Source organism: Paraburkholderia sp. DD10, from assembly GCF_049177125.1.
Lineage (GTDB): Bacteria > Pseudomonadota > Gammaproteobacteria > Burkholderiales > Burkholderiaceae > Paraburkholderia > Paraburkholderia terricola.
In genome coordinates, this window is sequence record NZ_CP185392.1 from 55,377 (window position 1) to 73,813 (window position 18,437).

The 18,437-nt window shown below is 63.3% G+C and carries 19 protein-coding genes and 1 pseudogene; 6 read left to right on the top strand and 14 right to left on the bottom strand.

Annotated elements, in window-relative coordinates:
• Positions 1–56 precede the first annotated feature (56 nt).
• Together hpnH and ispH are read right to left on the bottom strand one after the other, a co-directional pair.
• Positions 57–1,208 carry an adenosyl-hopene transferase HpnH gene (hpnH, locus tag ACOCG7_RS00280; protein WP_073429660.1) on the bottom strand — a complete coding sequence of 384 codons (1,152 nt, stop codon included), beginning with the start codon at positions 1,206–1,208 and terminating at the stop codon, positions 57–59.
• A 10-nt stretch (positions 1,209–1,218) separates the two neighbouring features.
• Positions 1,219–2,163 (bottom strand): 4-hydroxy-3-methylbut-2-enyl diphosphate reductase, encoded by a 945-nt coding sequence (ispH, locus tag ACOCG7_RS00285; protein ID WP_073429661.1) that lies wholly within the window; start codon positions 2,161–2,163, stop codon positions 1,219–1,221.
• Positions 2,164–2,519: 356 nt separating this feature from the next.
• Between ispH and hpnC the strand changes: the two genes are divergently transcribed.
• Both hpnC and ACOCG7_RS00295 read left to right on the top strand, forming a co-directional pair.
• On the top strand, positions 2,520–3,386 hold the full coding sequence (gene hpnC, locus ACOCG7_RS00290) for a squalene synthase HpnC (RefSeq protein WP_073429662.1): 867 nt from the start codon (positions 2,520–2,522) through the stop codon (positions 3,384–3,386).
• Positions 3,386–4,558: a glycosyltransferase gene (locus ACOCG7_RS00295; RefSeq protein WP_073429663.1), complete on the top strand. Its 1,173-nt coding sequence runs from the start codon at positions 3,386–3,388 to the stop codon at positions 4,556–4,558. The genes hpnC and ACOCG7_RS00295 overlap by 1 nt, the downstream gene beginning before the upstream one ends.
• A 70-nt stretch (positions 4,559–4,628) precedes the next feature.
• Here ACOCG7_RS00295 and ACOCG7_RS00300 read toward each other — a convergent pair whose 3' ends face one another.
• The gene (locus tag ACOCG7_RS00300; RefSeq protein ID WP_073429664.1) at positions 4,629–5,108 is read right to left on the bottom strand and encodes a hypothetical protein; all 480 of its coding nucleotides are present in this window, start codon (positions 5,106–5,108) and stop codon (positions 4,629–4,631) included.
• A gap of 150 nt (positions 5,109–5,258) precedes the next feature.
• Positions 5,259–6,269: a hopanoid-associated sugar epimerase gene (gene hpnA / locus ACOCG7_RS00305; RefSeq protein ID WP_073429665.1), complete on the bottom strand. Its 1,011-nt coding sequence runs from the start codon at positions 6,267–6,269 to the stop codon at positions 5,259–5,261.
• Positions 6,270–6,449: 180 nt separating this feature from the next.
• Between hpnA and ACOCG7_RS00310 the strand changes: the two genes are divergently transcribed.
• Positions 6,450–6,743 carry an acylphosphatase gene (locus ACOCG7_RS00310; protein ID WP_073429666.1) on the top strand — a complete coding sequence of 98 codons (294 nt, stop codon included), beginning with the start codon at positions 6,450–6,452 and terminating at the stop codon, positions 6,741–6,743.
• Positions 6,744–6,853: 110 nt separating this feature from the next.
• Here ACOCG7_RS00310 and egtD read toward each other — a convergent pair whose 3' ends face one another.
• The gene (egtD, locus tag ACOCG7_RS00315) at positions 6,854–7,834 is read right to left on the bottom strand and encodes an L-histidine N(alpha)-methyltransferase (RefSeq protein ID WP_073429667.1); all 981 of its coding nucleotides are present in this window, start codon (positions 7,832–7,834) and stop codon (positions 6,854–6,856) included.
• A gap of 520 nt (positions 7,835–8,354) precedes the next feature.
• Between egtD and rarD the strand changes: the two genes are divergently transcribed.
• Complete coding sequence (gene rarD, locus ACOCG7_RS00320; protein WP_421376275.1) at positions 8,355–9,251, top strand: EamA family transporter RarD; 897 nt, start codon at positions 8,355–8,357, stop codon at positions 9,249–9,251.
• Positions 9,252–9,277: 26 nt separating this feature from the next.
• Here rarD and ACOCG7_RS00325 read toward each other — a convergent pair whose 3' ends face one another.
• On the bottom strand, positions 9,278–9,817 hold the full coding sequence (locus ACOCG7_RS00325) for a DUF962 domain-containing protein (protein WP_421376277.1): 540 nt from the start codon (positions 9,815–9,817) through the stop codon (positions 9,278–9,280).
• Positions 9,818–9,907: 90 nt separating this feature from the next.
• Here ACOCG7_RS00325 and ACOCG7_RS00330 point away from each other — a divergent pair.
• A pseudogene (locus ACOCG7_RS00330) lies at positions 9,908–10,380 on the top strand (Crp/Fnr family transcriptional regulator); the annotation flags it as partial.
• 92 nt (positions 10,381–10,472) lie between these two features.
• Here the strand turns inward: ACOCG7_RS00330 and ACOCG7_RS00335 are convergent.
• From ACOCG7_RS00335 to ACOCG7_RS00365, 7 genes are all read right to left on the bottom strand, one after another.
• Positions 10,473–10,811, bottom strand: a complete 339-nt coding sequence (locus ACOCG7_RS00335) for a hypothetical protein (protein WP_421376279.1) — start codon at positions 10,809–10,811, stop codon at positions 10,473–10,475.
• A 254-nt stretch (positions 10,812–11,065) separates the two neighbouring features.
• On the bottom strand, positions 11,066–11,443 hold the full coding sequence (locus ACOCG7_RS00340) for a hypothetical protein (protein WP_083081898.1): 378 nt from the start codon (positions 11,441–11,443) through the stop codon (positions 11,066–11,068).
• A 225-nt stretch (positions 11,444–11,668) separates the two neighbouring features.
• The gene (locus ACOCG7_RS00345; protein ID WP_073429671.1) at positions 11,669–11,929 is read right to left on the bottom strand and encodes a hypothetical protein; all 261 of its coding nucleotides are present in this window, start codon (positions 11,927–11,929) and stop codon (positions 11,669–11,671) included.
• Positions 11,922–12,671 (bottom strand): DNA/RNA non-specific endonuclease, encoded by a 750-nt coding sequence (locus tag ACOCG7_RS00350; protein WP_073429672.1) that lies wholly within the window; start codon positions 12,669–12,671, stop codon positions 11,922–11,924. Before ACOCG7_RS00350 ends, ACOCG7_RS00345 begins: the two co-directional genes overlap by 8 nt.
• 338 nt (positions 12,672–13,009) lie before the next feature.
• Positions 13,010–13,369, bottom strand: a complete 360-nt coding sequence (locus ACOCG7_RS00355) for a DUF3564 domain-containing protein (RefSeq protein ID WP_073429673.1) — start codon at positions 13,367–13,369, stop codon at positions 13,010–13,012.
• Positions 13,370–13,724: 355 nt separating this feature from the next.
• Positions 13,725–15,407, bottom strand: a complete 1,683-nt coding sequence (locus tag ACOCG7_RS00360; protein WP_421376282.1) for an acid phosphatase — start codon at positions 15,405–15,407, stop codon at positions 13,725–13,727.
• 121 nt (positions 15,408–15,528) lie between these two features.
• Positions 15,529–15,816 carry a hypothetical protein gene (locus ACOCG7_RS00365; protein WP_083081902.1) on the bottom strand — a complete coding sequence of 96 codons (288 nt, stop codon included), beginning with the start codon at positions 15,814–15,816 and terminating at the stop codon, positions 15,529–15,531.
• Between the two features lie 201 nt (positions 15,817–16,017).
• On the opposite strand from ACOCG7_RS00365, the gene ACOCG7_RS00370 reads away from it, so the two are divergent.
• The gene (locus ACOCG7_RS00370) at positions 16,018–16,998 is read left to right on the top strand and encodes an IclR family transcriptional regulator (protein ID WP_083081903.1); all 981 of its coding nucleotides are present in this window, start codon (positions 16,018–16,020) and stop codon (positions 16,996–16,998) included.
• Between the two features lie 72 nt (positions 16,999–17,070).
• Here ACOCG7_RS00370 and ACOCG7_RS00375 read toward each other — a convergent pair whose 3' ends face one another.
• On the bottom strand, positions 17,071–18,144 hold the full coding sequence (locus tag ACOCG7_RS00375) for a porin (protein WP_421376284.1): 1,074 nt from the start codon (positions 18,142–18,144) through the stop codon (positions 17,071–17,073).
• Positions 18,145–18,437: the final 293 nt, after the last annotated feature.

Consider the following 18,437-nt stretch of genomic DNA (forward strand, 5'->3'; position numbering starts at 1 on the left):
TTTCATAACCCTTTATAACGCTATACGGGGCGGCGCAACACCGCCCCTGAACCATCTCAGTGCGCAGTAGCCGTCTGCACCTTCTTGCCTTTGCCGCTGCGCTGAATCTCTTCCAGCTTGATCTCGACGTGGCGGGAAAACACGTAATCGGCGGGGCGTTGCTTGTCCAGCGGAATGTCCTTGGTGAACGCGCCTTCCGTTTTCGGACCGCGCAAGCTGACCTTGAGTGCCTTCAGCGGATGCGCCACCGTGTCCATCACGGCCGTTGCCTCGAAGCCGCAGTGCACCATGCAGTCAGCGCACTTCTCGTAGTTGCCGGTGCCGTACTTTTCCCACTCCGTGGTTTCCATCAATTCCTTGAAGGTCTTCACATAGCCTTCGCCGACCAGATAGCACGGCTTTTGCCAGCCGAACACGGTACGCGCCGGGTTGCCCCACGGCGTGCATTCGTAGGTCTGGTTGCCGGCCAGGAAGTCGAGGAACATGGCCGACTGGCTGAACGACCAGTTCTTGCCGTTGTTGCCGCGCTTGAAAATCTCGCGGAACAAATGCTTGGTCTTGTCGCGGTTCAGGAAGTGCTGCTGATCCGGCGCGCGTTCATACGCATAGCCCGGCGAAACGGTGATGCCGTCCACGCCCATCGGACCGACCGTGTCGAAGAACGCGGCCACGCGCTCCGGCACGGCGTCGTTGAACAGCGTGCAGTTGATGTTCACGCGGAAACCGCGGCGCTTGGCTTCCTTGATCGCCGCGACCGCCTTCTCGTAGACGCCGTCTTGCGAGACCGAGTGATCGTGCATCTGCTGGTCGCCGTCCAGGTGAACCGACCAGACGAAGTACGGATTCGGCTCGTAGTCGTCCATTTTCTTTTCCATCAGCAGCGCATTCGTGCACAGGTACACGAACTTCTTGCGCGCGATGATGCCCTTCACGATCTGCGGCATTTCCTTGTGCAGCAACGGCTCGCCGCCTGCGATCGACACCACCGGCGCGCCGCATTCGTCGACTGCGCCCAGGCACTCTTCCAGCGAGAGACGCTGATTCAGGATGGGATCCGGATAGTCGATCTTGCCGCAGCCATTGCAGGCGAGATTGCAGCGGAACAGCGGTTCCAGCATCAATGCGAGCGGGTAGCGTTTGTTGCCTGAGAGATGCTGACGCATGATGTATGCGCCGACCCGAACTTTCTGTAGCAGCGGAATAGACAAGACGTCCTCCTTAAACTTCGCGTGCAGCGAGTGGTTGCATCAGCTTCGATGGCAACTTGAATTCGACTTTTTCTTCACGGCCCGCCATCGTCGTGACATCGACAGGCCCCAATGCGCTCAGCGCATCGATCACGTTCTTCACCATCTCTTCCGGCGCCGAAGCGCCCGCCGTGATGCCGACGGTCTGCACGTTGGCAAACCATTCCGGCTTCACTTCCGAACCGTCGGCGACGAGATAACTCGCCACGCCGCTTTCGCTGCCGATCTCGCGCAGCCGGTTCGAGTTCGAACTATTGGTTGCGCCCACCACGAGCAGCACGTCGACCTGCTTGCTCAACTCGCGCACCGCCGCCTGGCGATTTTGCGTGGCATAGCAGATGTCGCGCGTATCGGGACCGACGATGTCGGTAAAACGGCGCAGCAGGGCGTCGATGATGCCGCGGGTGTCGTCCACCGACAGCGTGGTTTGCGTCACATAAGCGAGCGGCGTGTCGAGCGGCAGGTCGAGATGCGCGACTTCGGCTTCGCTCTGCACCAGCAGCACCTTGCCCGGGATCTGGCCGATCGTGCCTTCCACTTCGGGATGCCCGGCGTGGCCGATCAGAATCAGCGTGCGCCCCGCGCCCACATACTGGCGCCCTTGCACGTGCACCTTGGTGACGAGCGGGCAGGTCGCGTCGAGCACGTCGAGGCCGCGTGCCTCGGCGTCGCGTTCGACGGTTTGCGCGACACCGTGAGCGCTGAAGATCGCCACGGCGCCTTGCGGCACTTCATCGAGCTCCTCGACGAAGCGCGCGCCCTTCTGGCGCAGATTGTCGACCACGTGCCGATTGTGGACGATCTCGTGGCGCACATACACGGGCGCGCCGTGTTGCTGTAGTGCGCGATCGACAATCTCGATTGCACGAACAACGCCCGCACAAAAGCCCCGGGGTTGAGCAAGGATGACTCGCATAAGTTGGCGAACTCCGACTGACGCGGGATTCGAAGAAGCCGGTAAATCTGACTTTATCGCCGCGATCATCTAATTAGTTGACGTCTTGAACGCCGGCGCCATGCCGCCGGGTAGCAAAACCAAACGCGCATTCTAACGCTATCAGGCCGGCTTTGCTTTGCCAGGCCCGCCAGGCGTTGGGCGCACGCCGCAGTGGAGCGGTTGCCGCCAGGCGGCATATTGGCTGCGCGCGCGGCAATGCGCGGCAATGCGCGGCAATGATTACACGCTGCACCGGATTATCGGAACCCTTAAACTACGTGGTCCTGCGGCGCGGTTTCGCGGCCGCATTACAGACTGGAATCGAGGCTCGCTGGATGGACGTCGATCAATACGAAAACTTTCCGGTCCCGAGCGTGTTGCTGCCGAAGGCGCTGCGCGCGCCCGCCGGCATTCTCTATCAGGTGGTGCGCACCGCCGCCGACATCGTGGACGAAGGCGACTGGAGCGCGGCCGAGCGGCACGCGCGCCTTGCCGACTTCCGCGCCGGTCTCGACGCGGTGGCGGCGCGCCGCGCCGCTCGCGTGCATCCGCTGCTGTTCGGCAAGCTGGCCGGCGTGGTGGCGCAATACAGGCTGCCGCTTGCGCCGTTGTACGACCTGCTGCTTGCGTGCGGGCAGGACATCGACGCCAACCGTTACGCCGACCGCGCCGCATTGCTCGATTATTGCCGGCATTCGGCGAACCCGATCGGGCATCTGCTGCTGCATCTGATGGACGCCGCCACGCCGGAGAATCTCGCCGACGCCGACGCGATCTGCACGGCGTCGCAGTTGATCAGCTTCTGGCTCGACGTCGCGGCCGACTGGAAACAGGACCGCCTGTATCTGCCGCTCGCCGACCTGCAGCGCTTTAACGTGACCGAGGCGCACATCGCCAACGGCGTCGTCGACGACGCGTGGCGCGAACTCATGGCGCACGAAGTCGCGTTCGCGCGCGAGATGCTGGTGCGCGGCGCGCCGCTCGCGTTGCGCATTCCGGGGCGGCTGGGTATCGAGCTGTGCGGCGCCGTCCACGGCGGTCTGCGTTTTCTGGAGCGCATCGAGGGGGCGGGCTACGACGTATTTCGCGCGCGCCCCGAACTCAACACGTTCGACTGGTGCGTCGTCGCGGTACGCACGGTGGTGATGCGCCTGTCGCGGCGCGTCGGCGGGCAAGCGCGTTCAATCGAGGGTAATGCTTAATGGCGGCGGTTCTGTTTCTTCTTTCGTGTCTTTCGCTGTTGATCTGGTGTGTGCTGCTGTTCGCGCGCGGCGGTTTCTGGCGCGCGCGTCCCGCCGCGCCGCTCGCGCTCGCGCCGCGCGAAACCTGGCCGGCGGTCGCCGCCGTGGTGCCCGCCCGCAATGAAGTCGACGTGATCGCCCAGGCGGTCAGCACGCTGCTTCAGCAGGACTATGCGGGCGATTTCCACGTGATCGTCGTCGACGACCACAGCACCGACGGCACCGCCGACGCGGCCCGTGCCGCCGCGCTGCAACTGCAATGCCCCGACCGCTTGACGGTGCTCGCCGCGAAACCGCTGCCGCCTGGCTGGTCCGGCAAGGTGTGGGCGCAGTCGCAAGGCATCGAGGCGGTGCGCACGCTCGGCGTGCCCGCCGATTTTCTGCTGCTGACCGACGCCGACATCGGCCATCCGGCGGATGCGCTCGCGCAACTCGTGGCTCGCGCGGATGCGGAGCAGCGCGACCTCGTCTCGCTGATGGTGCGTCTGCGCTGCGATTCGTTCTGGGAAAAGGCGCTGATTCCGGCGTTCGTGTTTTTCTTCGCCAAGCTGTATCCGTTCGCATGGGTCAACAACCCGCGCAATCGCACGGCGGCGGCGGCGGGCGGCTGCATGCTGGTGCGCCGCGGCGCGCTGGAGGAAGCGGGCGGCATCGAGTCGATCCGTGCCGAGCTGATCGACGACTGCAGTCTCGCCGCGCGGATCAAGCATCGCGGCACGGGGCGTCATCCGATTCGTCTGGACGTGGCGGCGCGCAGCGTGTCGCTGCGTCCGTACGATAGCTGGCGTGACATCTGGAACATGATCGCGCGCACCGCCTTCACGCAGTTGCATTACTCGCCGCTGCTGCTGGCGGGCACGCTGGCCGGCATGACGATCATTTACCTGATGCCGCCCGTGGCCGCGCTCGTGCTCGGTCCGGTGGGCTGGCCCGCGTGGCTGGCGTGGGCGGCCATGTGCTGCGCCTACGCGCCGATGCTCGGCTACTATCGCCGCTCGCCGTTGTGGGCGCCGTTTCTGCCGCTGGTGGCATTGTTTTATGTCGGCGCGACGTTCGCGTCGGCGGTGCGCTACTGGCGTGGCAAGGGCGGGCAATGGAAGGCGCGCGTGCAGGCGCCGGTGCAGGAGCGTTGAGGCGTCGCGCCGCGTGTTGCGAAGAACGGCTTGAACGAAAAGCGGCGCCCGGGAGCGCCGCTTTTTCATCTCAACCCTTGGTGAGCATCATGTAAAGCTGGATCACCATGTCGGGCGAGAACGTGAACGGCACCCAGCCGTGGCCGGTGTGGCGCATGACCAGCAAACGGTCGCCATTCGACTGTTTTTGCACCGCCATGACCGGATTCCTGGTCGACACGAAGCGCCAACCCGGCGGGATGCCGGGCGGCGGCTCGGGCGTCATCGACGCGCGCGCGTTCGACAATTCCTCGATCAGCTTGCCGATCTGGTCAGCACGCAACGCGACTGTCTGGCCGCCGATCGTCATGGTGATCTCGTTCTGCGCGGGGCGATTGATTTCGAGCGTGGGCTGAAGCTGCGCGGCGGACTCCTCCACGGACGCCGGCGCTTGCTCCACGGCGGCAGGTGCGGGTGTCTCGGGGATGTTTTCGGCCTGCGGGGCCACGACAGCCTGAATGAGCTGATCGACGCCCGTTTCCAGTGCGCCGAGCTGTTCGTGAAGGTTCATGCGAGGTTTCTCTGGTAAGACCCGCGATTTTACCTGCTGCGCGTAGGCTTTTACCTGTCGCAACCACGTTGACGTTGTAACAAAATGCTGACGCCCGCGCCGGGTCGTGCGGCGCGGGCGTGATCGTTCATGCACGCGTCAGCGCGTTTGTCAGGGCTTCAGGAAGCCGGCTTGCCGGAACCATTCGAGCGCATCACTCAAGCCTTCACGATAGGGCCGCGCGCGATAGCCGAGTTCGCGTTCCGCCTTCGCCGATGTGAAGTACATCTTGTTCTTCGACATCTTCAGGCCGTCGACGGTGACGAACGGTTCGCGCTTCGTGAATCTCGCAACCGCTTCCGCGCCCATCGCGAGCGGATAGAGCGGCCAGCGCGGCAAGCTCAGCGTGGGCGCCTTGCGGCCGGTCAGCGCCGCGATGTCCGCGAGCATTTGCTGAAGCGGCAGATTCTCGCCGCCGAGCACGTAGCGCTCGCCGATCTTGCCGCGTTCGAGCGCGAGAAAATGGCCGGCCGCCACGTCGTCCACGTGCACGAGGTTCAGCCCCGTATCCACGAACGCCGGAATCTTGCCGAGCGCCGCCTCCACGATGATGCGCCCGGTCGGCGTGGGCTTCACGTCGCGCGGACCGATCGGCGTGGACGGATTGACGATCACCGCCGGCAGGCCGTCCTCGGCGATCATGCGCTCCACCGCGCGCTCGGCCAGCACCTTGCTGCGCTTGTACACGCCGATGGCCTGATCGGCCTTGAGCGGCGAGGTCTCGTCCGCGGACTGGCCCGAACTGGTGACTTTCAGCGTCGCCACGCTGCTCGTATAGACGATGCGCTCCACGCCTTCGTGCAATGCCGCGCGCATGGTCGCTTCGGTGCCTTCCAGATTCGCGCGCTCGATTTCGCTTGGGTCCGGCGCCCACAGGCGATAGTCGGCGGCGACGTGCAGCAGGTAACGCACGCCGCGCAACGCGACGCGCATCGACGCTTCGTCGCGCATATCGCCCACGACGATTTCCGCGTCCAGCGCCTCGACGTTCTTGCGCGGACTGGTGGCGCGCACCAGCACGCGCACCTTGAAACCCTTTTGTTGCGCGATGCGCGCCACCGACGAGCCGACGAAGCCGGATGCGCCGGTCACGAGCACGAGATCGCGATTCTGTTCGGACATTCTGTTTCCATTTCCCGCGTGACAGTCGACGGATTGTACGTGGCGCGCGCGCCGCGTGTCGCGCGATGCGTGCCGGGCGCGTGCCGGGCGCGTGCGCAAGGCAAACCCGCAAGCCGCCGAGCAAGCTCGCCGCGACGCGACTAGAATGCCGGCTTGAAAGTTTCGTGTAGCGAGGACGGCATGGCCCCGGATCTGGATCAGCGGATCGAAACATATTACGTGCGGGTGCGCGGCATCGTGCAGGGCGTCGGTTTTCGCCACGCGACCGTGCGCCAGGCTCACGCGCTCGGTATCAAGGGATGGGTGGCGAATCTCGACGACGGTTCCGTCGAAGCGATGCTGCAAGGTTCGGCCAATCAGGTTGACCGGATGCTGTCGTGGCTGCGTCACGGCCCGCCGGCGGCGCGCGTGACCGAGGTGGCCGGCGAGGAGCGCGCGACCGAAAAACGCTTTGAGCGTTTCGAGCAGCACTGAGCGGCCATTACGAAGATCCGTAAAGGCAAAGGCGGCGGGCCATCGGGTTGATGGCCCGCCGCCTTGCTGTTTGTGCGTCTCGCGTCTCGGGGCGCTGACCGCTTATTGGCCTATTGCGCCACCAGCAAACTCTCCGCGAATCCCCATTCCTTTTCGACCCACTGATGGGTGCATGCAAAGCCGGCGTCGTCGGCGATCGGGTGCATTTCTTCCGCGCGATATTTGTGGCTGCTCTCGGTCCAGATGGTTTCGCCCGCCTTGAGCGACACCGTCAATTCGGCCGCGCCCACGCGCACGATGAGGTCGCGTGTGGCGCGCAAATGCATCTCGATGCTGCGCGCGTCCGGGTTGAAGCGCGCGACGTGCTCGAACGCATCGAGCGGGAAATCGCCGTCGAGTTCGCGATTGATGCGCGCGAGCAGATTCAGATTGAACGATGCCGTCACGCCGATCGAATCGTCATAGGCCGCGATCAGCACCGGCGTCGGTTTGATCAGATCGGTGCCGAGCAGCAACGCGTCGCCGGGCGCGAGCATGGTGCGGATGTCGCGCAGAAAACGCGTCGCCGCGAGTCTGCCGAAATTGCCGATCGTGCTGCCCAGAAACAGCACGAGCAGCCTTTCGTCCGCCGCGCGTTTCTTGCTGACTTCGGCGAGACCGGCCAGGTAATCGCGTTCATAACCGACGATCGAAATCCGCTCGATGTCGCCGAGTTCGCGCCTGCACAACTGCAACGCGCTGCGAGAAATTTCAATCGGGCAGTAAGAAGTAGGGCGCTTTTTACACAGTGCTTCCAGAATGCGCCGTGTTTTACGGCCGCTGCCGCTGCCGAGTTCGGCGACCGTGACGTCATGCGGCAAATGGGCGACGATGTCGGCGGCATGCCTCGCGAGCAGTCGCTCCTCGGCGCGCGTCACGCCGTATTCGGGCAGCACGGTGATGACTTCGAACAGCGCGGAGCCTACTTCGTCATACAGATACTTCGACGGCAGCTCTTTCTGCGGCGTATGGGTGAGTCCCGCGCGAACCTCGGCGGCGAAGGCTGAGCGCAGGTCGGGGGATGCGTCGTGCGAGAGGGCTGGCTGGGTCATGCTGGCTCCAGTAGTCACATTCGATGAGCAGGATTGCTGGCCGGGCGGCGGCATGCGGATTCGACGAAACGTTGATGCATGCCGCAGGGAAAGAAGGGGGCTCGGTCCGTGTTGACCATGTTGTAGCCGGCCCGGCTCGTTGAGGTGGCAAATGCGTTCAAACGGCGTTGCAAACGAAGTCGAGAAGCGTGTCGTCGGCAAACGATGCCGCGACAGACCGTCTAGCAAGATTCGCGCTTGAGGCATGGCGCGCGACGTTGCGGGTGAAATGTCTCCGATTCGCCCATCGCGCGTGAAGTTATGTTCTAGTGCATCGACGCGCGATGCGCACGAAATAAATTGCGGCCTGCGGCTCGACAACGCGCGAAGCGGCAAGCGGATAACCCGTCTAGAATGCCGCTTGCCTCGTGATCTGTCGAATACATCCAATGACAACAATAGCCGCCGCACCGCGCGATGTTGCGCTGCACACATCCGCATTCGCGCCTGCGTGCGCATCGCATGCGCAACGGTTCGCGCGATGAACCAGTACGACCTCAGACGCGGTATCGCACTGTCGGTGGGGGCATCGGCAATGTTCGCCTTGCTCTCGGTTTACGCGAAACTGCTCGCGCCGCTGAGCGGCCTCGACATATTCGCGTGGCGCATCGTGTGGACCGTGCCCGGCGCGCTGTTGCTGATCGTGCTACGCCAACGCATGCCGATTTTCCGGCAACTTGTTTACCGCATGGTGACGGAGCCGAAGATTGCCGCCGCGATGGTCGTGAGCGCCGCGCTGCTCGGCGCGCAACTGTGGGTGTTTCTGTGGGCGCCGTTACATGGCCGCATGCTCGAAGTCTCGCTCGGCTATTTCCTGTTGCCGCTTGCGATGGTGCTGGTGGGGCGCTTCTACTATCGCGAGCGTCTCGACGGCTTGCAGTGGCTCGCCGTTATCTGCGCCGCCGTGGGCGTGGGTCATGAACTGTGGATGACACGCGCTTTTTCGTGGCCCACCTTGCTCGTCGTGCTCGGCTATCCGCCGTATTTCGTGTTGCGCCGCAAGATCCAGCACGATTCGCTCGCGATCTTCACGGTGGAGATGGCGCTTCTGTTGCCGGCGGCGGTGGTGTTTATCCTCAGCGGCGATTCGCTGACGGTGATCGGCAGCCGCCTCGACATGTGGTGCCTGTTCTTGCCGGGCCTCGGCGCGCTCAGCACCCTTGCGCTGGCTTCCTACCTGAAGGCGAGCCGTCTGTTGCCGGTCGCATTGTTCGGCGTTCTCGGCTATGTCGAGCCCGTGTTGCTCGTGCTCGTTTCGATCACGTTGCTCGGCGAAACACTGCGCGCCGAGCAATTGGCCACCTATATTCCGATCTGGATCGCGGTCGCGCTGACCGCCTTGCATAGCGTGCGGCTCGTTCGGCTCGCGCCGACCTAGGACTTGGCCGGGTCCTGCTGCGTTGCTCAACGATGCGCCGCCGCATGATCCGCATTGATGCGAGTTGGGCCGACTTGCGCCTCGATCGCTTCGCGCAGCGCAGGCCGCCAGCCGAAAGCGAACAGCGCTTCGGCGAGAACGAATAGCGGGCCGATCAACAGGCCGATTACGTCGTCGACGAACGCCGGCTTGCGATGTTCGTAGGCCACGTGGCCTACGAACTGAAATACCCAGCCGATCACGAAGAGGCCGATGCCGGTGGCGAGCCACATGAGCGTGGATTGCGCGCCGAGCCACTGGCCGAACGCAACGCACAGCACTGAAACGAGCGCCATCATCGCGCCGAGCGGCGCGTCGAGCACGAGGTAATAGACGGTCGCCGCGCCAAACAAGATCCACGCCGGCGACAACGCAAACGGCAGCGCGCCGGCGGCGAATGCGGGCCGGCTCGACAACACCCCGAGAGCCAGCACGATTAGCGGAATGCCGATGAAATGCGTGGCGATGTTGCGCCGGTCGCGGTGATAGGCCGCGTATTGCGTAAGCTGTTGCGTCAGCGTTCTCATGGATGCCGCTCCTTTGTCAAAGTCAGCATAATCGCGGGCGGCGGAATTTGAAACCATCGGTTAGCCGACAATCGGACAGGATGCCGTCGCATGACTGCGAGTTTTGCATCGAATGAGCTTGCCGCGTTGCTTGCGCGCAGCGCGTGGTTTCGCTCCGCGCCTGCCGCCATGCGGGCACCGTTGCTGGAAGCGGGCCGCGTCGAATATCTTGCGCCGGGCGAGCGGCTCTTCACACGCGGCGATTCCGACGATGGCCTCTATTGCGTGCTCGACGCCCTGATGAGAATCGGCGCGGCCAGTGCGAGCGGCAAGGAAGCGTTGCTCGCCGTGATCGAGCCGGTGAACTGGTTCGGCGAGATCGCGTTGTTCGACAATCGCGCGCGAACCCACGATGCGTATGCCGAACGCGATTCCGCGCTGTTTCATGTGCCGTGCGCCGCGCTCGGCGCATTGCTCGAACGCACGCCCGAGTACTGGCACGCGTTCGGTTTGCTGCTGACGCAAAAGCTGCGCTCGCCTTCGATGCCATTGAAGAGGCGGCCTTGCAGCTTGTCGCGTGCCGTGCCCAGACGTTCGATGAGTTGCGCCGAGGCGCGCGTGATCGGCATGCGCGTTTCGTCGGTGAGCGGGTGATCGAACGCGAGCATCGCCTTCGTCAGCGCGCCTTTGCGAGCGTGCGCTGCCTCAACGGTCCGATCAGTGCTGCCGGAAGCGTCGAGATCAGCGTATGCAGCGTGAAATCGACGTCGTCGAGCGCAATGTCGAGCTCCACGCGAATTTCTTCGCGGACGGTTTCCATGCCGACGACATACACGCCAAGCGGGGAGTGAAGCAGTGCACGCAGAAGCGTTGCTGGAAGATCGCGCGACGAGTGCGGCAGCGTTACCTGCAAGCGGGCGCGCGACGAGCGGAAGGGAATGACGTTGTTATGCTGAACCGGCGGCGCGCTGAGCGGCTGCGCGGCGAAGCTGTTGTTCGATTGGGTGAGAGCCATATGACGCGGCATGGGTTGACGCCGTGGTGAGTCGAGACAGTGTCAGATTAGATGCATGCGAGTAAACGCAGCGCAAAAATTGCGGGGCTCGCCGCAAAAATCATGCGGTCGCCGCGTTGGTCGGCTTCACGGAATTGCGTGTCGAACGCGCATGAAAAAAGGCGAGTCGTCAGACTCGCCCCTCCCTGAACGGCACAGCTCAGCCTGAGTTATTTACGTCTGCGTGGCCGCTGCGTGCCGAAACCGTACACGTGTTATTGCGTTTTCGTCGTGTCGGTCGTTGCGCCGTCGGTTTTTACCGGGGCAGTGCTGGCCTCGTTCGCGCTCTCCGTCTTGTCCTTGGCAGCGCCGGTTTCAACGGTCTTCTTCGTGGCTTTATGCGTCTTTGCCTTGTGCGTGGTGGAGGTCTTTTTCACATGCGCCTTGCTCGCGGCCTTCGTGGGCGCTTTGCTCGTGGCGGTGCTTTCGTCCGCGGCGCCGGTTTGCGCGGCGGTGTTCGCCTTCAGATTCGCCTGACCGGCGGCTTGCGTTTGCGCGGGTTGTGCGGATTCGGTGGTCGACGGTGCGGCCGTTTGTGCAAAAGCGGTCGACACGAGCAGGGCGGAAGCAACAGCGGCGAAAAGCGTCTTCATGGTGTAACTCCTGTTTTAACCGATCTAACCGATTGGTTCTTCGGTCTTACGGTGGTTTCGTCTTCGGCGGCCGAACTGGAATGTTCAGCGCTGCCGGTTTAACGTTGACCGGAAGACAGGAGTTGACGGCGCCGTGGTGACAAAACGTAAGCTATGAAACAGGTTGGATCAGGGCGAAGGCGGCGCGCGTCTTTCCGCCTTCGCGTGACAGCCGCGGCGGGCGCCTTATTGAAACGGATTCCGCACGACGCCCGGTTTCGCATCCGGCTCGTCTTTCACTTTCGCGGGCAATTGGCTGTCCGCCTGCAATGCGGCGACGATCGCGTCCACCGCGTCCTTCAGCGCGAGCGCCGCCTTCAGTCCACGCTGGTCCCTGGTCAGTTCGAGCGTGCCGTTCACGACGACGCGCGTGGTGCCGTTGCTCACGGTCAGCGCGTCGCCCTGAATGTTGAGCACGTCGTCATCGTTCGAATAGGGTTTAAACACCTTTCAGTCCTCCCGGTCGCTGATCCTTGAGATTCTCCGGTATGCCCGGAAAGCGGATGCCCGATGCCGCTTCGAGTTCGTGAATCGTCCTGATCTCGTAACGGCTGGTCGAGACATTCTCCACCACCACGGCGAACGCCAGTTGCCGCGAAGGCACGTAGACGGCCTTGAATAACTGCGTCGGCACGAACACGCGCGTCGGCCCGATGGTCTGCAACTGCTGGCCGCTGAAAATCGGCCCGGTGACCACGTAGGTATCGTCATACGACATGGCGATCTTGCGCACCGCCGTTTCGATGCGCGACCACAAGCGCTGATTGTTCTCACGGTTTTGCGGCACGACGTTCGCCAGCGAGAACGATTGTGCCATCGCTTGCTGATTCCAGCGATTGCCCGCCGGACTCATATGACCACGATCGAAGCCGCTGCGTTTGTAGTCCGCGAGCGTTGCGCCTTCGCCGTCGGGCAGACGCCTGTCCTCGAAGAATTTGTTGGTGCGCACCATGTCTTTCGCGGCTTCGATGTGGTCGCGCGTCAAAAGCTCGGCGGACCACAGCGGACCGTGCGTGATGCCCGAATGCAGAACCGCGAAATCGCTATAGCAAAGCATGCGCGCTTTCGGCGCCATCTTCTGATTGATCAGAACCGGCCATTGCGCATTCGGTGTGAACTGGGTGCAGGAAGACGCCGCGCTCGCGTGAGCGGCGACGGCGAATAACAGACAGGCAAACCACTTCTTCATGTGTCAGTCAGTCAGGGGGATTGGGGGCGCAAGTATAGCGTCGCGACTCCGAATCGAGCGGCGCTGAACGCGGAAAAAACGCGGGGGGACGCGGTGGCGGCGAAGGGAAGCGGGCGTGCGGCGCGAACAATCCCTGCGCATGCGCCGCACAAAAAAAACGGGCCGCTTTTCAGCGACCCCAATGCGTGGATTTCCGACTCTACGCACGTCAGCTTAAGTCGAGCTTAAACACGTGGAGAACGGAGCATGACGTATCGGCCGGCGAGCGAATGCGCGCGCTTGCGCGCATTCGTGTACGTGAGCGGGAATTTCGACCGAATGGAAGAAAGCGCCGGATATTAATTTCCGAATACGCTGTGTTCAGCGTGGACCGTTTGACGATCGACCGCTTGCAGGCGCCAGAAGCCGCTGGTTTTTGCGCGCGTCGGCAAGGCAGTCCATGCGGCGGCGCCTTGCGCCGCGCTCACGCGCTGCTTGCGGTCGACGTGCAAGCCGCGCAGCGTGCACAGCGGCGCATCCGTGCTGGGCGCACAGAGCGTGGTGACGCCGTCTTCATCGTGCAACTCGCCCCACGGGGGCAGATCGATCCCCTGATGTGCTTCTCTCGACCACCGATGTTCGTCGGTATCGAGCCATAGCACAGCGTAATCGTGGTTCACGGTGGGATCGGAACCGTTGATCAGGATGGTCAGTCGCATGGCAGTTCCGTGCAATTACAGAGTGGGGCTTTAAGAGTCTATGTCGCTGCGCGTGTTATGCAAGCCGGGTGTGTGAGCGGCGCACAAAAAAATGCGGACGCCATGAAGCGCACGGCTGTACGATTGCCGCGCGGTCATCGTCGTTCGCGCAGCCGAGCCATGCGGCATCGATTTCTACAACTCGCGGCATGCATGGGATGCCTGACTACGGCAACGTTCTGCGCGCAACGGACAGCGCATCGGTGCATGCGGCGGCTCAGCGATTCGCGGCGGTTGGCGGGACTCACCAGCTAGCCGCGGCAGAGCCGCCGCCAACTGCGAGCGGCTCCGCGAACACACTGCGCGCGACGAGCGCTTAAAGCAGATCCAACGGCGCGGTCAAATCCCCGAGCGGCGCGAGCCCGTTGCTCGCAAACGCCCGGTCGCGCGCGGCCACGCCTTCGAGCGGCGCCAGTCCATGCACGCGGCTGATCAGGCGAAGAATCGAGTTGGTGTCGTACACCGTGTGATCGACATACCCCTTCCTCGCCAGCGGCGAAATCACCAGCGCGGGAATCCGCGACCCCGGACCCCAGCGGTCGCCTTTCGGCGGTGAGACCGGGTCCCACCAGCCGCCGTTTTCGTCGACGGTGACGATCACCACGGTATTCGCCCACTGCGGGCCGCGCTGAACATGCTCGATCACGTTCGCGATGTGACGGTCGCCCGATTCGACGTCCGCGTAGCCGGCATGCATATTCAGATCGCCTTGCGGCTTGTAGAACGTGACGGCCGGGAGACGTCCCGCGTCGATGTCCGCGATCAGGTGATTGCTCGACGCGTCGTTGCCGAGGCCCGCGTCGCGCAGATATTTGCGGCGTGCCGCCGTGCCCGGCGCGTAATTGGCGAAGTAGTTGAACGGTTGATGGTGATACTGGAAGTCGGGCACCGCGCCCGTGTCCTGATGCTCCAACGCGTATTGCCACGCCCCGCTGTACCAGGCCCAATCGACGCCCTTGTCCGTCAGACGGTCGCCGATCGTCGCATAGCGTTGCGGCGGCAGCACGCGCGGATTCGAGAAGTCCGCAAGGGCCGGATTGCCGCCTTCGGCCGGCCGCACGTTGCTCGGCTGATAGGGCGGCGCCATGGTATTGACGGCATAACCGTCGGCGGTGAACGTGCCGTCATTGACGAATTTCGGCGGGCCGTCGAGCGCGGAGGCGGGCGAGTCGGCCGCCTGCTTCAGCCGCGTGCCGGTCGGATCGTCGCCTTCGATCACCGACACCAGTTTCTTCGCCGGGCTATTGTGGATGTCGGGATAGAACGGCGCCTGCGCCGAGATCAGAAAGATGTGATTGAGCCACGAGCCGCCGAAGGCCGCCATGAAGAAGTTGTCGCACAGCGTGTACTGCTGCGCGAGACTCCACAGCCGCAACGTGTCGGCGGAATTGCGGTAGTGCCCCATCACGAGGCCGCCCGAATCGCCCCATGCGGCGAACTGGTTGTTGCGGCCGGCATTGATCTGCATCTGGTTCTGATAGAAGCGATGCACGAGGTCGCGCGTGATTACGCCGGCCGGCAGCGGCGCGCCTTGCGCGTCGGTGAGATGGAACGGCCCGTTTTGCAGATTGCCGATGTCCTTCTGGCCGATCATGTAGCGCTTGCCGTCCACTTCCTGCGCTTGCGGCACGAGCCCGCCCCAGATGGCGGGCAGGCGCGGCAGCGGTGTTCTGCCGTCACGGTCGAGTTGCAGATAGCGCTCGGCGCTGACCGCATCGAGCGGATGCTGAATGCCTGGAAAGTTACCGTACAGGTTCGCAAAGCTGCGGTTCTCGGCGTAGATCACCACGATATGCTTGACCTGATCGCGCAACGCCGCGTCGAGCCGCAAGTCGGCGGCACTGCGTGTCGCGTCGCCCGCCGCGGTTTGCCCGGTCTTGCAGCCGGTCAGCGCGAGTCCGATGCCGACTGCCGCGAGACCGGTCAGGACGCGGCGGCGTTCGGGATCGTTGGGGGCGTCGTCGGGGTTGGGCGGCAGGGTGGAGTCGTTGTCGTTCATCGGTAGGTTTCGAATTGTGCGTGACAGACATCGATCGCCGCCGGGGGCGGCGCGCCTGGTACGCGTTGCGGGTTCGAGAGGTGGCCGGAAGACGCCGGCGAGGGGTAGGCCAAGCGAACAGCTAAGGCAATCGACGCTTCACGCGCCAACTGTTGTGCGTTGCGTCAACGGCGAGCAGAAGCCAATGTTTTGCGTCGACGGGATGGCGTTTTTGCGTGGCGTAACCGTCCACGGATAATTCGAGTTCGTCGAATGCGCGCCGATGGCAGGTGGCATGCGCGCCGGACCCGTCCGCGAATTCGACGATCGCCTCGGCCGCACGGGCCGGCTCGGGCAGATGCGCGATGCGCACCGAGCAGCCGGGGTAAAGGTGCGAATCGGCAACCTGAACCTGAATGGATGCGGACATGGGCGTGGCCTCCAAACGCTGGTGAGCGAAAGCGCGGCGGTGAGACCTCGCGCAACCGACCGGAGGAAAGAATAGCACCGGGACCCACGATTGTTGTGCATCCGTGACGCGAATTGCAACGTCGCACGCGAGGCGTGATCCATGATTCCTTCGCGCTATCATGCTGATCTAACGACGATGACAGTAGAAACGGCAGCCAAGATGGCAAAAGAAGAGCAGACAGGAGCGGGACGCAAGCGTGCGAAGCCGCGTAACGCGGCGGCCCCGGCTTCGCAGGATGACGTGGCGATGTCCCATTCGGAGCGCGTCGCTTCCACCGATGCCGCCGACTCCGCGGAGGAAGACAACACTGGTGGCTCGACCTACCTCGTGCCGGGCCTCGAGCGCGGCCTGCGCATCCTCGCCGAATTCAGCGCGCGCGAACCGGTACTCGGCGCGCCCGAATTGTCCAAGCGCATCGGCATTCCGCGCACTACCACCTTCCGTTTATTGCAGACGCTCGAAGCACTCGGCTTTCTCGAACGGGTGAACGGCGACCGTTATTTCCGCCTGAGTGTCGCGGTGCTGCGGCTCGGCTTTGAATACCTGAACTCGCTGGAACTGACCGACGTCGGCACGCCGATCCTCGAACGCTTGCGCGATGCCACCGGTCTGAGCACGCATCTGCTGATTCGCGACCAGCGCGACGTGGTATTCGTCGCCAAGGCGCAAACCCACGCGCCGATGTTCAGTTCAGTGAAGGTGCATGTCGGCACGCGTCTGCCCGCGCACGCCACCGTGCACGGCCAGGTGCTGATGGGCGATATGAGTTTCGAGGAATTGCGTCAACTCTATCCCGAGCCGCAACTGGAGCGTTTCACTGAACGCACGCCGGCCACCGTCGAAGAACTCTATGGACGCGTGCGCGAAAGCGCGGCGCTCGGCTACGCGTTGAGCGAGGCATCGTTCGAGCGGGGCATTTCCGTGGTGAGCGCGCCAGTGCGCGATCAAAGCGGCAAGATCGCGGCCGCGTTGACCGTCACCATTCCGCGTTCGGATATCGGCGAGGCTGAAGAGCGCGAACCGCTCGTCATCGCGGTTTGCCAGGCGGCGCTCGAACTGTCCGAGCGACTCAGTTATCGCCCGCGGCCGGACGATCCGACCGCGGTTCTGGCGCGCCGCAAGCCGGTCGCGGCGCACTGATTCCGCTGGATGTCGTGCAACGGCCCGGCGGTTTTCACCGCCGGGCCGTTTGCCTGGCCGGCTTCGTTCACATCAGAACGAGTGATGGATGCCGGTCAGAACGATCGTCTGGTTCCGGCCGCTCGACACGCCCGCCGTGAAGAACGCGGCATGCGCATTCGAATTGGCATGCTGGTACAGCGCATTCACGTAGAGCTGCGTCGACTTCGACAGCGCATAGATATCGCCGATCTCGAACTGCGTCCAGCGACGGCCGGCCAGCGTCGTCGTCGCGGCGCCGCCGGAAACGCTGTTGAACGGCGTGAACTGATAATTCGCGCCCACGTCGTAGCTCTGATAGGTGTCCGAGTGTCCCGCCGATTCCAGCTTCACACGCGTGTACAGCCCATGCACCAGCAGTTTGCCGAACTGGTATGACGCGCCCGCGCCCATGTTTTCGACCTTGCTGGCGCTGTAGTTCGCTGCCGCCACGCCCTGGAAGTTGGTGATGCCGGTGGTGACGATCGACGGCGTGCGGTTGTGCTCGTTCGCATACGTGGCGCCGGCCTTGAACGGGCCGTTCGCATAGCTGAGCGCGAAACTCAGCGTCTTGCCCGTCGAGAAGTTCGTCGTGTTGCCGAGACCCATCATCGCGCCGACCGTGAAGCCGTAGAAACTCGCCGAGCGGAATTTCATCGAATTGTCGAACGGCACGACGCCGGTGTCGGCGAGCTCGTCGATATTGCCGGGGTGAAACGCGTACCAGCTCGCCGCCAGATAGGCCGTGCTCAACGGACCCAACACGTCGAAGCTGAACGGCGTTTGATGGCCGAACGTGACCGTGCCGATCTTGTCCGAACTCAGGCCGACAAAAGCGTGGCGATTGAACAGCGTGCCGGATTTCGCAAAGTTGCCGGTGTTCGTATAAAAGCCGTTTTCCAACTGGAAAACCGCCTTCAAACCGCCGCCCAGATCTTCCACGCCTTTCAGGCCCCAGCGGTCCGGCTGCATGTTGCCTTGCTCCATGATCCACTTCGAATGACCGCCTGCATTGCTGATATACGCAACGCCGGCATCCAGGCTGCCGTATAGCGTCACGCTGCTTTGCGCCCATGCGCCTGTCGTTGCGCAGGCTGCCGTCAAACCGGCTGCAATGATGTGCTTCACCGTTGGTCCTCCTGATCGCGCGGCGGATGGCGCGCGCCGATTTCGCCGTCCCTGATCCGTGCTTTTGGATTGAATGCAGCTCTGGCTCATACGCCAAACTACTGCGCTATTTGTTCCATATATGGGCGTTTGTATCGCCTATGGAAAATTATAGTGACTCAAACAGCGGTCAAAATAAAATTTTCGGGCTCGGGATAAACCCGCATGAAGGCTGTCGCAAGGAGTGCGGGAGTCACCGTAAAGCCAAGCCCATCAAGGCACACAGCCACAAATGGCGTCTTCGCAATCCACGC